Raw genomic sequence first — 12814 nt, 5'->3', positions numbered from 1 at the left:
CCTCAAAAAAGAAAATATCGTTGCGCCATGGCCACCACTTCGGCCGGCTCGCACGTAATGAGCCGCCCGTCGACCTTCACTTCATACGTCTGCGGATCAACATCGATGTGGGGCATGGCGTTGTTGAACACCATATCGTTTTTCGATAAACGGCGAATATTCCCGACCGGTTTCACCGTTTTTTGCAGCCCCAGCTTATCAGGAATGCCACGTTCAAGCGCCGCTTTGGATAAAAAGGTGATGGACGTTTTCGCGATGGCGGCGCCATAGCTGGCGAACATCGGGCGGTACAGAGCGGGCTGCGGCGTCGGAATGCTGGCGTTCGGGTCGCCCATCACGCTGTAGGCGATCATCCCGCCTTTGATGACGAGCTCAGGCTTGACCCCGAAAAAAGCGGGATGCCAAACGACCAAATCTGCGAATTTTCCGACTTCCACCGAGCCGACATATTCGGCAATCCCATGAGTAATGGCTGGATTGATCGTGTATTTAGCGACATACCGTTTGACGCGGACATTATCGCCCCGCCCCGTTTCCTCCGGCAAGCGGCCAAACTGTTTTTTCATTTTGTCCGCCGTTTGCCATGTACGCAAAATGACTTCCCCAACGCGCCCCATCGCTTGCGAATCGGAACTGATCATGCTGAACGCGCCGATGTCGTGTAAAATATCTTCAGCAGCGATCGTTTCTTTGCGAATGCGCGAATCGGCAAACGCAATGTCTTCTGGAACAGATGGATCTAAATGATGACACACCATTAGCATATCCAAATGCTCATCAAGCGTGTTTTTTGTATACGGCCGCGTCGGATTCGTGGAAGAAGGCAAAATGTTCGGGAAGCTGGCAACTTTCATAATATCGGGCGCATGCCCCCCTCCGGCTCCTTCCGTATGGTATGTATGAATCACGCGCCCGTTAATGGCCTCTAGCGTATGCTCGACAAACCCGCCTTCATTCAATGTATCCGTATGAATGGCGACTTGCACATCGTACTCATCGGCCACCCGCAAGCATGCGTCAATCGCCGCCGCCGTCGTTCCCCAGTCTTCATGAAGTTTGAGCCCAATCGCTCCAGCGCAGACCTGTTCAGTGATCGGTTCTTTCGCCGATGCGTTGCCTTTTCCTAAAAAACCGATATTCATTGGGAACGCTTCGGCAGCTTCAAGCATCCGGTAAATGTTCCACTCTCCCGGCGTGCACGTCGTGGCATTCGTTCCAGTCGCCGGTCCGGTCCCGCCGCCGATCATCGTCGTAATGCCGGATGACAAAGCAGTTTCGATTTGCTGCGGGCAAATGAAATGGATATGGGCGTCGACCCCGCCGGCGGTCACGATTTTTCCTTCCGCCGCGATCACTTCCGTTGAGGCGCCGATGACAATATTGACGCCGTCCATTAACAGCGGATTCCCAGCTTTGCCGATAGCGGCGATCTTCCCGTCTTTGATCCCGATATCGGCTTTGTAAATGCCAGTGTAATCAACGACGACAGCATTCGTCAGCACTAAATCGACCGCTTCGTCGCGGGTTGCGAGCGGATGTTGCCCCATCCCGTCGCGAATCACCTTCCCACCGCCGAATTTCACTTCATCGCCGTAAACCGTATAGTCATGCTCAATTTCAACCCATAAGTCCGTATCCGCTAGCCGGATGCAGTCCCCAGTCGTCGGCCCAAACATATCCGCGTATTGCCGTCTTGACATAGAAAAACTCATTCTCTTACTCTCCCTTCTTGCTGCCATCAAGCGGACCGTTGATCATATTGTTTAATCCGTACACCCGGCGTTCGCCGGAGAACGGAACAAGCTCTACTTGCTTCGCATCTCCGGGCTCAAAACGAACCGCTGTCCCGGCTGGAATGTTCAAATGCTTTCCATACGCCGCCTGCCGGTCAAATTCAAGAAATGCGTTGACTTCAAAAAAGTGAAAATGGGAACCAACCTGCACCGGGCGGTCGCCGCGGTTGATGACCGTCAGTTTCGTGACTGGTTTCTGCCGATTGCAAACAATCGGTTCGTCACGCAATCGATATTCTCCTGGGATCATAGGACCACTCCTTTATCCACTTTCATTGAATCGACCGGCGTCGTTACGACCGGATCGGCTGATGGACGGTGACGAGTTTCGTACCGTCGGGAAACGTCGCTTCCACTTGAATCTCTTCAATCATGTCAGCGACTCCTTCCATCACATCGTCCCGCGTCAAAATCGTTGCGCCGTATTGCATCAGCTCCGCCACCGTCCGTCCGTCGCGGGCGCCTTCCAACAGCTCATACGTAATGAGCGCCACCGCTTCCGGATAATTCAGTTTCAATCCTCGTTCTTTCCGGCGGCGCGCCAAATCGGCGGCCACGACGATCAACAGCTTTTCCTGTTCGCGCGGAGTCAGTTTCACTCATCTCTCCCCCTCTTAAATGCCCCCACCTATTCTCGCAGGTTTAAGAAATCTCTCATCGCTAACCCGCGGCCTGTGGCTTAAACAGCAAGAAACGATTGAATATAAGTCAAATCCGCCTCATCGACATCCCCCTTCGCCACGACAGTGCCGCAATCCAAAATATAGAAATGATCGGCACAAGAAAACGCCAGCTCCACGTTATGTTCGACCAACACGATGCCGACCTGCTTTTCTTCGGCGATTTTCATAATCACATCATGAATCAACTCAACGATCGACGGCTGAATGCCTTCCATCGGTTCATCAAGCAAGAGCAGTTTCGGCTCGCCGGCTAACGCGCGGGCGATGGCCAGCTGTTGTTGCTGTCCGCCGCTTAAATCCCCTCCCTTTCGCTGGCGCATCTCTTTTAAGACTGGAAATAATGCATATATTTCCTCAAGGATCGGCTGAGGACGGACGTTCTCGGCCTGCGCTTCCAACCCGAGAAGGAGATTTTCTTCCACTGTCAGCGCAGAGAAAATTTCCCTCCCTTGCGGCACATAACCGATCCCTGCCCGCGCCCGCCGCTCCGGCGGCCATCGCGTGATATCTTCTCCTTCCCATTCGATCACGCCTGACATCGGGCGAATCAACCCGATGATCGTTTTCATCAACGTCGTTTTGCCGACCCCGTTTCTGCCTAACACCGCTGTCACCCGGCTGAGAGGAATTTCCATGCGAACTTGATCGAGCACAACACTTTCATCATAGCCAGCGGTTACATTCCGGAGACATAACATGCGTTTTTCCTCCTTCCAAGATACACATCGATGACTTGTTCGTTTTGCTGCACCTCATCAATCGAGCCTTCGCACAATACTTTTCCTTCATGCATCACCGTCACTTGTTTCGAATAGCGGCGGACAAAGTCCATATCATGCTCCACAATGATCACCGCACAATGTTCAGCAATTTCATGAAGCCATTCCCCCGTGCGCTCCCGTTCCGCTGCGCTCATGCCAGCAATCGGCTCATCCAATAGGAGAAGTTGCGGACGCTGAATCAGTTGCATGCCGATTTCCAACCACTGTTTTTGTCCATGAGACAGAGTGCCGGCTAAGCGATGACGTTCATCAAGCAATCCCATTCTCTCTAGTTGGGCTGCCATGATCTCTTCCTCTTCTTCGGTCCGCTTCGCCCGCAAAACAGAACGCAAGCGCCGATCTTGACGAATGGCCAACTCCATATTTTCCCATACTGTCAAAAACGGAAAAATGGAAGGGCTTTGAAACTTCCGGGCAATCCCCATTTGCACGATCTCGTATTCCGGCTGTTTCGTGATGTCATGGGAGAAAAACATCACTCGACCGTCCGTCGCTCTCGTCCGTCCGCAAATGACATCGAGAAGTGTTGTTTTCCCCGCTCCGTTCGGGCCGATCAAAAACCGCACTTCATGAGGGTAAACGGCGAGATCAACACCTTGCAAAGCGCGAAATCCATCAAAGTCAACAATCACATCACGACACATCAACACGGGCTTCACGTTCATGCCCCCTTTTTGCTTTGATGCGAACAGCAACGAGCGATTCATAAATGCCCGCCAATCCTTTCGGCACGAATAACACAACAACGACAAACAGCGCGCCTAACAAAAGCAACCATAGGTCGGGATAATTTTCGCTTAAAAAACTTTTCGCCGTGTTCATGACAATCGCGCCAACGATCGCGCCCATGAGCGAGTGGCGTCCGCCGACAGCAACCCATAACACCATTTCAATTGAAGGAATAATCCCCATCATCTCTGGGGAAATGAGCCCGACTTGCAAGACAAACAACGCTCCGGCCACCCCGGCAAAAGCTGCCGACAAACTATACACAAACACTTTATAGACGGTCGGATTGAATCCTAAAAAACGGACCCGGTTTTCCGCGTCGCGAATCGCGATGAGCACCTTCCCCAACCGTCCGGACGTCAAGCGGCGCGCCGCGACGAAAATGAGAGCGAGACAGACTGTTGTCAGCCAATACAAAACGATTTGCGTGAGCGGCGATGATAGCGAAAAACCAAATACAGTTGAAAAATTGGTCAAGCCGTTCGTTCCACCTGTCCATTCTTGCTTGCCGATAAACAATGTCACCAATACGACGACCACCGCCTGGGAGAGAAGAGAAAAATAGACGCCTTTAATCCGATTTTTAAATGTGAAATAGCTTAATAGCGCAGCTAGCAACGTAGGAAGAGCGATCGCGGCGGCAATGGCCGCCATAGGATACGCAAACGGCTTCCAAAACCAGGGCAGTTCGCGTACGCCGCTCCATTCCATAAAATCAGGCAAATGCCCTCGCGAAGCTTCGAGCTTCAAATACATCGCCATGCAATAAGCGCCTAATCCGAAGTACACCCCATGGCCAAGGCTCAAAATGCCGGTATAACCCCAAATGAGGGAGATGCCGACCGCCACGATGGCCAAGCAAAGAAATTTGCCGAGCAGGGACAAGCGAAACTCGGTCAAATAAAACGGCGCAAGAAACAAGGCGGCAAAAAACAGCCAGTATCCCCAACGTTTATTCACCATGCTCCCCCCTCAATCAAGCGACCGCGTTCTCACGTTAAGAAGACCGGATGGTTTCCATTGCAAGAACGCAATAATCAAAACGAACACAATGACTTTGGCCATAGTGGCGCTTGTGGAATACTCGACGAACGTCGAAATCAAGCCAATGCCAAATGCCCCCAGCAGCGTCCCGGCCAGTTTTCCTACTCCCCCTAAAATGACGACCATAAACGCATCGACAATATAGTAAGTGCCGATCGTTGGCCCGATCGGCCCAAGCAAGGTCAACGCGCATCCCGCCACTCCCGCCAACCCTGAACCGATGGCAAACGAGTAAGCATCGACCTTTTGCGTGGCAATGCCGAGGCAGGCCGCCATCGACCGGTTCATGGTAACAGCTTGAATGCGTCGGCCAGCTCGTGTTTTCATTAGATACAGATAGAGAAAGAAAATGATCGCCAACACAAGACAAAGAATAAACAACCGTTTATACGGAAACACCGCCCCGAACAAGCGGATTCCGCCATCCAGCCAGCTTGGCGGCACAACGGCCACGTTGGGCGCCCCAAAGATGAGGCGGGCCGTCTGCTGCAAAATCAAACTGATCCCCCATGTCGCTAACAAACTGTCCAACGGACGGCGATACAAATGACGGATTAAACTTTTTTCCAACCCCCACCCAAGCAGAGCGGCGATCAAAAATGACAACGGAATGGCAACTACAAAATACAGTCCTGCCGAGTGCGGCATATCGTTGGCAAACCATTGTTGGATCACATAAGTTGTATACGCTCCGACCATCATCAATTCACCGTGTGCCATATTGATGACACCCATCAGCCCGAACGTAATCGCCAACCCTATGGCAATCAAAAGCAAAATTGAACCGAGGCTCAGCCCGTTGAATAATTGGTCAATGAACATCGCTATCCCCCTCTCGTATCGGTTGGGCGGGAAGGAAAGAAGGAAACTCCTTCCTTCCAAGTGAACTATTCACTTAATCCCTTCGCCCATGGGTAGCTCTTTAAATACGGATCTGGCTTCACCGGCTGGCCGGAATTCCATAACTCTTTGAATTGTCCGTCCGCTTGGATTTCGCCAATGCGCACCGTTTTCCATAGATGTTGCGTTTCCCCGTCAATTTTCACCATTCCTTCCGGCGCCTTGTATTCAAGGCCGGCCGCAGCTTTTTTCACTTGATCCACATCAAAAGAACCGGCTTTTTTCACCGCTTCGGCCCATAAATGAACTGCTGTATACGCCGCTTCAATCGGATCATCAGTCACGCGGTCTTGTCCGTACTTTTGTTTATACTTTTGTACAAACGCCTTATTCTCCGGTGTATCGGTCGTCTGGAAATAGTTCCACACAGCCAAATGACCGGCCAACACATCCGGCCCGATCCCGCGGATTTCTTCTTCTGCGATGCTGACGGACATCACCGTCACGTCTTTCGGCGTGATGCCAGCGTCTTTCAACTGTTTGAAAAAGGCGACATTGCTATCGCCGTTGAGCGTATTGAAGACAACAGCCGGTTTCACTTGTTTGATTTTGCTGATAATGGTGCTATAATCGGTATGGCCGAGCGGCGTATATTCTTCACCGATCACTTGCCCGCCTTCGGCCTTCAGTTGAGCCTTGATGATTTTGTTCGCGGTCCGTGGAAAGACGTAATCCGACCCAAGCAAGAAAAACGTTTTGCCACGGTTTTTCAAGAGCCAACTAACCGCCGGAACGATTTGTTGATTCGTCGTCGCCCCGGTGTAAAAGATGTTCGGTGATGACTCCATCCCTTCATATTGCACCGGATACCAAAGCAGCCCGTTGTTTTGCTCCACAACCGGAAGCATCGCTTTGCGGCTCGCCGATGTCCAACCGCCAAAAATGGTGGCCACTCGATCTTTTTGCAGCAGTTTTTTCGCCTTTTCGGCAAACGTCGGCCAGTCCGACGCCCCATCTTCCACAACCGGTTCAATTTTCTTGCCGAGCAGCCCTCCGGATGCATTGATTTCCTCGATCGCCATTAATTCGGCATCGCGCAGCGACACTTCACTGATGGCCATCGTTCCGCTCAGCGAATGGAGAATCCCTACTTTGACCGTATCGCCTTCTTTACTAGCCGAAGACGAATCCTTTTTGTTTTCGTTTTTTGCTTGATCCACAGCTGATGACGCCGCACATCCACCAAGGGCAAAAACGCTGATGCATAAAAGCAACCATAACTTCCGCATGAATTTTGGTTTCATTCGGACATCCTTCCCCCTTATTCATTTCTAAAAACCAATGATTCCTTATATTTCGTTAATCTAGGAAAGCGGCCTCCCTCCCTTGTTCCTCAAGGTGACGAGCGATATCCATTTTGTGTAAACCATCTTGAGGATGTATTCTTGATTAGCAGTGTAAGGCCTAGATATCATTGATTCAACAGTATTGTCATATTTTATAACATATTTTTGTTATATTTATTATCACAAAAGAGCATACCCCTTGTTTCTAAAGTCATTCGTGCCTAAAAAACAAAAAACACCCCAAAAAGGCACACATGCACCTTTTTGGGGCATCTCTCATTTCGAAAGCGCCAAATCCGCTCCGATAACTCCGACAATTTGACCGTTATGATTCGCAATGGGAGCAGAAACCGTGGCACAAACACGTTTCGTCAATGCCGATACATACAGATCAGAAACGTACACTGTTCCTTTACTGGCTTCCTGAAACCACGGCCGGACTTTGGCGTTGACCAATCCGGCTGGTGGATTCGAATAGACAAACGTGCCATCAAGACGATTCGACCAAACAGCCTCAAATTCTCCGTTCTGGGCTAAAAATTGGTCCAGCACCCGACAGTGGATGGTCTCATCCATTTGTTCCAACGGAGCCGACTGAAGCAAAGCCGATAGTTTATGAATCGCGTTTTTTACGACTGCATCATCCACAAAAATCGTTTCTCTCATCCAATCACGTCCAACTGTTTGCTGCAGATCCCCCGCCGTCTTTTGCAACGCTTCGTTAATGCGCAAAATCTGCCTGACGTTCTCATGCTGTTCGTTCATATCCGCCGCCACACGCTCGACAAACTGTTGATTTTCCCGGCTCAATTGCACAATTTCTTCAAGCAGGCCGACAATTTCTTTCACGCTGTCCGACTGCCCGGATGCTGACTCGGCAGAAGAAGAGACGAGGTCCATCATATTATTCAGCTGCTGCTGCAACGAATGAAGGAACGTCATAATCGCTTCCATTTCTTTTTCTTCGACATCGATCTGCTTTGTTTCTTCGCGAACGATATCGGTCGTCGCTGCGATTTCCCCTTGAATGAGCGACAAAATGTCCTGTGTTTGTTGAACTGCCTCCGATGTTTGATTCGCCAGCATGCCAATTTCACGCGCGACGACTGCAAACCCAAGCCCGTGTTCTCTGGCACGAGCCGCTTCTATGTTGGCGTTTAACGACAAAATTCTCGTTTTCTGTGAAATCTCACCGATCACCGATATAATTTGATTGATGCGTTGAGAATGATAAACAAGCTGATCCATTTGTCTCAACAATGTTTCATGGCGGGAGCGCAATGTTCGGATTTCCTTTTGCAACGTTTCTAATGAATTCCATGAATGCATCCATTGTTCAGAAAACTGCCGGCTGCTTGCATGAATGTCGTTCGAAGATGCGGCAATTTCCTTAGCCGCTTCCTCGATGGCCCGCATTTTTTTCGCTACTTTCTCTGTATACTCGACTGTTTTTTCGCTATGGCTCATCAGCTCTGCCGCGCTGTTCTGGCTTGAATCGGAAATGTGACTTAGCGAAAGCGCCGCCAGTTTCATCTGTTCCATCACTGCCTTGAGCTGATCAACGGCCACCACAATTTGCCGAGCGATTTGTTTTCGTTCTTCATGCTTTTCCTCCTGCCATGGCCAAGCGGATTCACGCCTTGTTTTTCTCTCCGCACGCCTCGCAAAAATCAACTTTCGTCACTCCTTATGTAATATTTTATTACATTATTATAACATAAAATAAATGAAAGGAACATGTCAAAACAAGCGACACCGACGAAAAATAAGGCTGTCGTAAGGTAGAAGACTGAAAAAATGACGTTTTCTTCACCAGCGCCTGTTTGTAGATGGAAAGAAAAATGGTCACCATGCAGGTTTTCAATTTGGCAAAGCTCTTCTCTTGAAGCACGATGAAAAACATATTTCACGTCCAACTCGGTGACATTAGGAGAGCAAGGAATACCGGCATGACAAGTTTTCTTCAATAGATAAATGGGTTTTTCCTTTAATCACCGGTCTCCTAGATACACGCCTGAAGTATGCCCAAATGCCTCTCGTCCCTTTGGTATCAAGGGGCGAGAGGCATTTGGTTTGCCTAGTCACTGTCGAACTCGGGAAAAAGAAGCGAATCGCATCGTTTGAACGAGAAGCGCTCATGTTACGAAAGCTAAACCATCCGCAAATTCCAAAGCTATATGATATGTTCGACGTGCGCGGCATTCCGCATCTTGTCATGGAATATATAATTGAAGTTGTATTCTTCTTATGAGCCAACAGAGGACAAAGAGAAAAGCTGGGAAGACGAACTTTCCTTGTCAAAAGAGGCGCGTTGCGCGTTGCGCCGCATGTTGCAACTTGATGCGCCGTATGCATCTGTTGCGCAATTGGCGCGCGATGTTGCTGATGTGATTGGATAGGCGTTGCATGGCGCCTATTTTTTATTTTCGATTTCCCGTTTCGCGCGGATGAATGCGATGAGTTGAATGATTTCGTCTTCCGTCACTGCTTCACCGTCTACTGTCAGTCGAACCGTCGGGCGAGTGAGCTCAATCGACGGTTGCTCCTCGTCTGTTGCCCCGAGTAAGTAGTCTGTCGTTGTGCCAAACAACACCGCCAGCTCCTTGACAGCTTCGAGCGACGGCTGGCGATAACCGGACTCATAGCCGGCATATGTGCTTTTTGCGATATTCAGTTGATCGGCAATATATTGCAACGACCATTGCTTTCTCTTTCTTAATTCCGATAATCGTTTCGAAATCATCATTTTTCTCCCCCTTTTTGCTGTTCGCGAAATGAATAAAAACACTTGTTATTTTCCCTTTTTCTAAATATAATTGAAATGAATGTACGCGAATCGCGAACGAATGTATTTATAGTTTACACTACATGACACAACCAATACAAGAGATGATCCAAAACTGCCATATTTGAGGTGACGATAATGAAAAACATTTTGCTGCTTGCGACAGGTGGTACGATTGCTTCCGTGCCGAGCGAAGAAGGGCTTACGCCAAAGCTGACGGCACAGGAGCTGACGAGCTACATTACGATTGAAAATCAGCCGTATCATTTAGATAGCCAAATTTTAATGAACATCGACAGCACAAACATGCAGCCGGAGCATTGGCGTGACATTGCGGAGGCGATTTATACGCAATACAATCGCTATGACGGCTTTGTCGTGACGCACGGAACGGATACGATGGCGTATACGGCAGCTGCGTTGTCATATATGCTTCAAAACGTGAATAAGCCGATTGTATTGACCGGCTCTCAAGTGCCGATCGGCTTTCGGAAAACGGATGCGAAAAAAAATATACGCGATGCGCTTCGTTTTGCGTGCGAGAATGTGAGTGGGGTGTTCGTCGTTTTCGATGGGCGCGTCATTTTAGGAACGCGGGCAGTAAAAATGCGGACGAAAAGCTATGATGCGTTCGAAAGCATTAACCATCCGTACGTCGCTTACATTCATCACGATCGCATCGATTATCAATACGAACTGCCAAAGCCGAGCGGCAAGTTGCAATTTGATCCGTCGCTTTGCCCGGACGTGTTTTTACTGAAGCTTCATCCGGGCACGAAGCCAGAAATATTTGATTACATTCGCCATTTATATCGCGGCGTCATTATCGAAAGTTTCGGAAGCGGCGGTGTGCCGTTTCAAGGGCGCAATTTGTTGCCGAAGATGAAGGAACTGATCGATGATGGCATGGCCGTTGTCATTACGACGCAATGTTTAGAAGAAGGAGAAGATTTAACTTTATATGAAGTTGGACGAAAAGTGGCGCAAAATACCGTCATTTTATCAGGCGATATGAACACGGAAGCGATCGTGCCGAAGCTCATGTGGGCGTTAGGGAAAACGACGAATGTGCTTGACGTAAAAAAGATAATGGAAACACCGATTGCCAATGACATGACAGAAAAAGAAGGGGAAAGTTGGGGTGCATAAATGATGCAAACGAAAGCAGTACGAATCGAACGCGATTTGCTTGGTGAAAAAGAAATTCCGTACGATGCTTATTATGGCATTCAAACGATGCGTGCGGCCGAAAATTTTCCGATTACAGGGTATCGTCTTCACCGCGAGCTCATTCAAGCGATGGCGACCGTAAAAAAAGCGGCAGCGCTCGCGAATATGGAAACAGGTCAGCTTCCGCGGCGCATCGGTGAAGCGATCGTGAAAGCAGCCGAGGAAGTGATCGACGGGCAATGGCACGATCAATTTATCGTCGACCCGATTCAAGGTGGCGCAGGAACGTCCATCAACATGAACACAAACGAAGTGATCGCGAATCGCGCACTTGAATGGCTGGGGGAGCGAAAAGGGAGTTACCATGTCATTAGCCCAAACACGCACGTCAATATGTCGCAATCGACAAACGATGTGTTTCCGACTGCCATTCATATTGCGGTGCTGAAGATGATCGGTCAACTGCTTCAAACGATGGAACATATGCATGATGTGTTCGCCGATCAGGCGAAACGGTTTGACCATGTGATTAAAATGGGACGAACGCATTTACAAGATGCTGTTCCAATTCGGCTCGGGCAAGAGTTTGAAGCGTACCGCTGCGTCGTCGCTCGCGATATGAAGCGCATCGCTCAGTCGCGCCAACATTTGTATGAAGTTAATATCGGGGCGACGGCAGTCGGAACGGGCTTAAATGCTGATCCAGCCTATATTGAACGCGTCATTTTTCATCTCGTTCAGTTGACGCGCTTACCGCTTGTGCGTGCAGAACATCTCGTCGATGCGACGCAAAATACAGATGCTTATACGGAAGTATCAGCCGCGTTAAAAGTATGTATGATCAACATGTCAAAAATCGCGAACGATCTTCGTCTTATGGCGTCTGGCCCGCGCGCAGGGTTAGGGGAAATTACGTTGCCTCCTCGCCAGCCGGGGTCGTCCATTATGCCGGGGAAAGTGAATCCGGTCATGGCAGAAGTCGTCAATCAAGTGGCATTTCAAGTCATTGGAAACGATCATACGATTTGTTTAGCGTCAGAAGCTGGTCAGTTAGAACTAAACGTCATGGAGCCTGTGCTCGTCTTTAATTTGCTTCAGTCGCTTCATATGATGGACAACGTATTCCGCGTGTTTACAGACTACTGTTTAGCCGGCATTGAAGCGAATGAAGAACGGCTAAAACAACATGTCGAAAACAGCATCGGCGTCATTACGGCAGTCAATCCGTACATCGGTTATGAAGCGGCGTCGCGCGTAGCGAAAGAAGCGCTACAAACAGGAAAATCGGTGCGTGAATTATGTATCGAGTACGATTTGTTGAACGAAAAGCAATTAAATGATATTTTAGACCCGTATGCGATGACAAGTCCGGGCATCGCAGGTAAACATTGAAGAAAATGTGGATATGATCCTTATCGTGATTCCACTCTATCAAAGTAATGTTATATTTTTTCCCGATTTCTATAAACATATCTTTTGCAAAATCAGATACTTCATCGGTGAATACTTCTCTGCGATACTTTACAACCAATACAAGATGATAATACAATAAGAATACTGAATGATTATTACTATCCAATTTCATTGATATATCAATCCTTTTATATATCTAAGACTGATTATACCAAAATCTTTGGCTAAC

General features: G+C 49.0%; 12 protein-coding genes and 2 pseudogenes. 3 read left to right on the top strand and 11 right to left on the bottom strand.

Going from position 1 to position 12814, the window contains the following annotated elements; genetic code table 11:
• Nucleotides 1-2: 2 nt before the first annotated feature.
• The 9 genes from ureC to ETC05_RS06585 form a co-directional block, all read right to left on the bottom strand.
• On the bottom strand, nucleotides 3-1712 hold the full coding sequence (ureC, locus tag ETC05_RS06625; RefSeq protein WP_031409128.1) for an urease subunit alpha: 1710 nt from the start codon (nucleotides 1710-1712) through the stop codon (nucleotides 3-5).
• Nucleotides 1713-1716: 4 nt separating this feature from the next.
• Nucleotides 1717-2043 carry an urease subunit beta gene (locus ETC05_RS06620; protein WP_031409126.1) on the bottom strand — a complete coding sequence of 109 codons (327 nt, stop codon included), beginning with the start codon at nucleotides 2041-2043 and terminating at the stop codon, nucleotides 1717-1719.
• Nucleotides 2044-2086: 43 nt separating this feature from the next.
• The gene (locus ETC05_RS06615) at nucleotides 2087-2392 is read right to left on the bottom strand and encodes an urease subunit gamma (protein ID WP_031409124.1); all 306 of its coding nucleotides are present in this window, start codon (nucleotides 2390-2392) and stop codon (nucleotides 2087-2089) included.
• An 80-nt stretch (nucleotides 2393-2472) separates the two neighbouring features.
• Nucleotides 2473-3174, bottom strand: a complete 702-nt coding sequence (urtE, locus tag ETC05_RS06610; protein ID WP_144974746.1) for an urea ABC transporter ATP-binding subunit UrtE — start codon at nucleotides 3172-3174, stop codon at nucleotides 2473-2475.
• Nucleotides 3153-3917 (bottom strand): urea ABC transporter ATP-binding protein UrtD, encoded by a 765-nt coding sequence (gene urtD, locus ETC05_RS06605; protein ID WP_031409120.1) that lies wholly within the window; start codon nucleotides 3915-3917, stop codon nucleotides 3153-3155. The genes urtE and urtD overlap by 22 nt, the downstream gene beginning before the upstream one ends.
• Nucleotides 3892-4950, bottom strand: a complete 1059-nt coding sequence (gene urtC / locus ETC05_RS06600; protein WP_031409118.1) for an urea ABC transporter permease subunit UrtC — start codon at nucleotides 4948-4950, stop codon at nucleotides 3892-3894. Before urtC ends, urtD begins: the two co-directional genes overlap by 26 nt.
• A gap of 9 nt (nucleotides 4951-4959) precedes the next feature.
• Nucleotides 4960-5853 (bottom strand): urea ABC transporter permease subunit UrtB, encoded by an 894-nt coding sequence (gene urtB, locus ETC05_RS06595; protein ID WP_216366352.1) that lies wholly within the window; start codon nucleotides 5851-5853, stop codon nucleotides 4960-4962.
• Between the two features lie 65 nt (nucleotides 5854-5918).
• Nucleotides 5919-7175: an urea ABC transporter substrate-binding protein gene (gene urtA / locus ETC05_RS06590; protein WP_171660647.1), complete on the bottom strand. Its 1257-nt coding sequence runs from the start codon at nucleotides 7173-7175 to the stop codon at nucleotides 5919-5921.
• A gap of 318 nt (nucleotides 7176-7493) precedes the next feature.
• Complete coding sequence (locus ETC05_RS06585) at nucleotides 7494-8891, bottom strand: methyl-accepting chemotaxis protein (RefSeq protein ID WP_171660646.1); 1398 nt, start codon at nucleotides 8889-8891, stop codon at nucleotides 7494-7496.
• A gap of 355 nt (nucleotides 8892-9246) precedes the next feature.
• Between ETC05_RS06585 and ETC05_RS06580 the strand changes: the two are divergent.
• Nucleotides 9247-9616: pseudogene (locus ETC05_RS06580) on the top strand (hypothetical protein).
• Between the two features lie 14 nt (nucleotides 9617-9630).
• Here ETC05_RS06580 and ETC05_RS06575 read toward each other — a convergent pair.
• Nucleotides 9631-9960, bottom strand: coding sequence for a helix-turn-helix domain-containing protein (locus tag ETC05_RS06575; protein ID WP_031409111.1), 330 nt, complete (start codon nucleotides 9958-9960; stop codon nucleotides 9631-9633).
• Nucleotides 9961-10140: 180 nt separating this feature from the next.
• On the opposite strand from ETC05_RS06575, the gene ETC05_RS06570 reads away from it, so the two are divergent.
• On the top strand, nucleotides 10141-11151 hold the full coding sequence (locus ETC05_RS06570; RefSeq protein ID WP_031409109.1) for an asparaginase: 1011 nt from the start codon (nucleotides 10141-10143) through the stop codon (nucleotides 11149-11151).
• Nucleotides 11152-12564: an aspartate ammonia-lyase gene (gene aspA, locus ETC05_RS06565; RefSeq protein ID WP_031409107.1), complete on the top strand. Its 1413-nt coding sequence runs from the start codon at nucleotides 11152-11154 to the stop codon at nucleotides 12562-12564.
• On the opposite strand, the pseudogene tnpA reads toward aspA, so the two are convergent.
• Nucleotides 12554-12757, bottom strand: a pseudogene (gene tnpA / locus ETC05_RS06560) (IS200/IS605 family transposase); the annotation flags it as partial. The gene aspA and the pseudogene tnpA sit on opposite strands and share 11 nt — an antisense overlap.
• Nucleotides 12758-12814: the final 57 nt, after the last annotated feature.

Origin of the sequence: Geobacillus sp. BMUD, assembly GCF_013096845.1 — a bacterium.
In the GTDB taxonomy this organism is placed as follows: Bacteria; Bacillota; Bacilli; order Bacillales; family Anoxybacillaceae; genus Geobacillus; species Geobacillus vulcani.
The sequence above is the reverse complement of the archived record's forward strand: the minus strand, read 5'-3'. Positions and strand labels throughout refer to the sequence as shown.

Bases quoted from the DNA above. Each gene is read 5' to 3' on its own strand.
- ureC (WP_031409128.1), bottom strand. From the start codon at position 1,712: ATGAGTTTTTCTATGTCAAGACGGCAATACGCGGATATGTTTGGGCCG.
- ETC05_RS06620 (WP_031409126.1), bottom strand. From the start codon at position 2,043: ATGATCCCAGGAGAATATCGATTGCGTGACGAACCGATTGTTTGCAAT.
- urtE (WP_144974746.1), bottom strand. From the start codon at position 3,174: ATGTTATGTCTCCGGAATGTAACCGCTGGCTATGATGAAAGTGTTGTG.
- urtC (WP_031409118.1), bottom strand. From the start codon at position 4,950: ATGGTGAATAAACGTTGGGGATACTGGCTGTTTTTTGCCGCCTTGTTT.
- urtB (WP_216366352.1), bottom strand. From the start codon at position 5,853: ATGTTCATTGACCAATTATTCAACGGGCTGAGCCTCGGTTCAATTTTG.
- urtA (WP_171660647.1), bottom strand. From the start codon at position 7,175: ATGAAACCAAAATTCATGCGGAAGTTATGGTTGCTTTTATGCATCAGC.
- ETC05_RS06575 (WP_031409111.1), bottom strand. From the start codon at position 9,960: ATGATTTCGAAACGATTATCGGAATTAAGAAAGAGAAAGCAATGGTCG.
- ETC05_RS06570 (WP_031409109.1), top strand. From the start codon at position 10,141: ATGAAAAACATTTTGCTGCTTGCGACAGGTGGTACGATTGCTTCCGTG.
- aspA (WP_031409107.1), top strand. From the start codon at position 11,152: ATGATGCAAACGAAAGCAGTACGAATCGAACGCGATTTGCTTGGTGAA.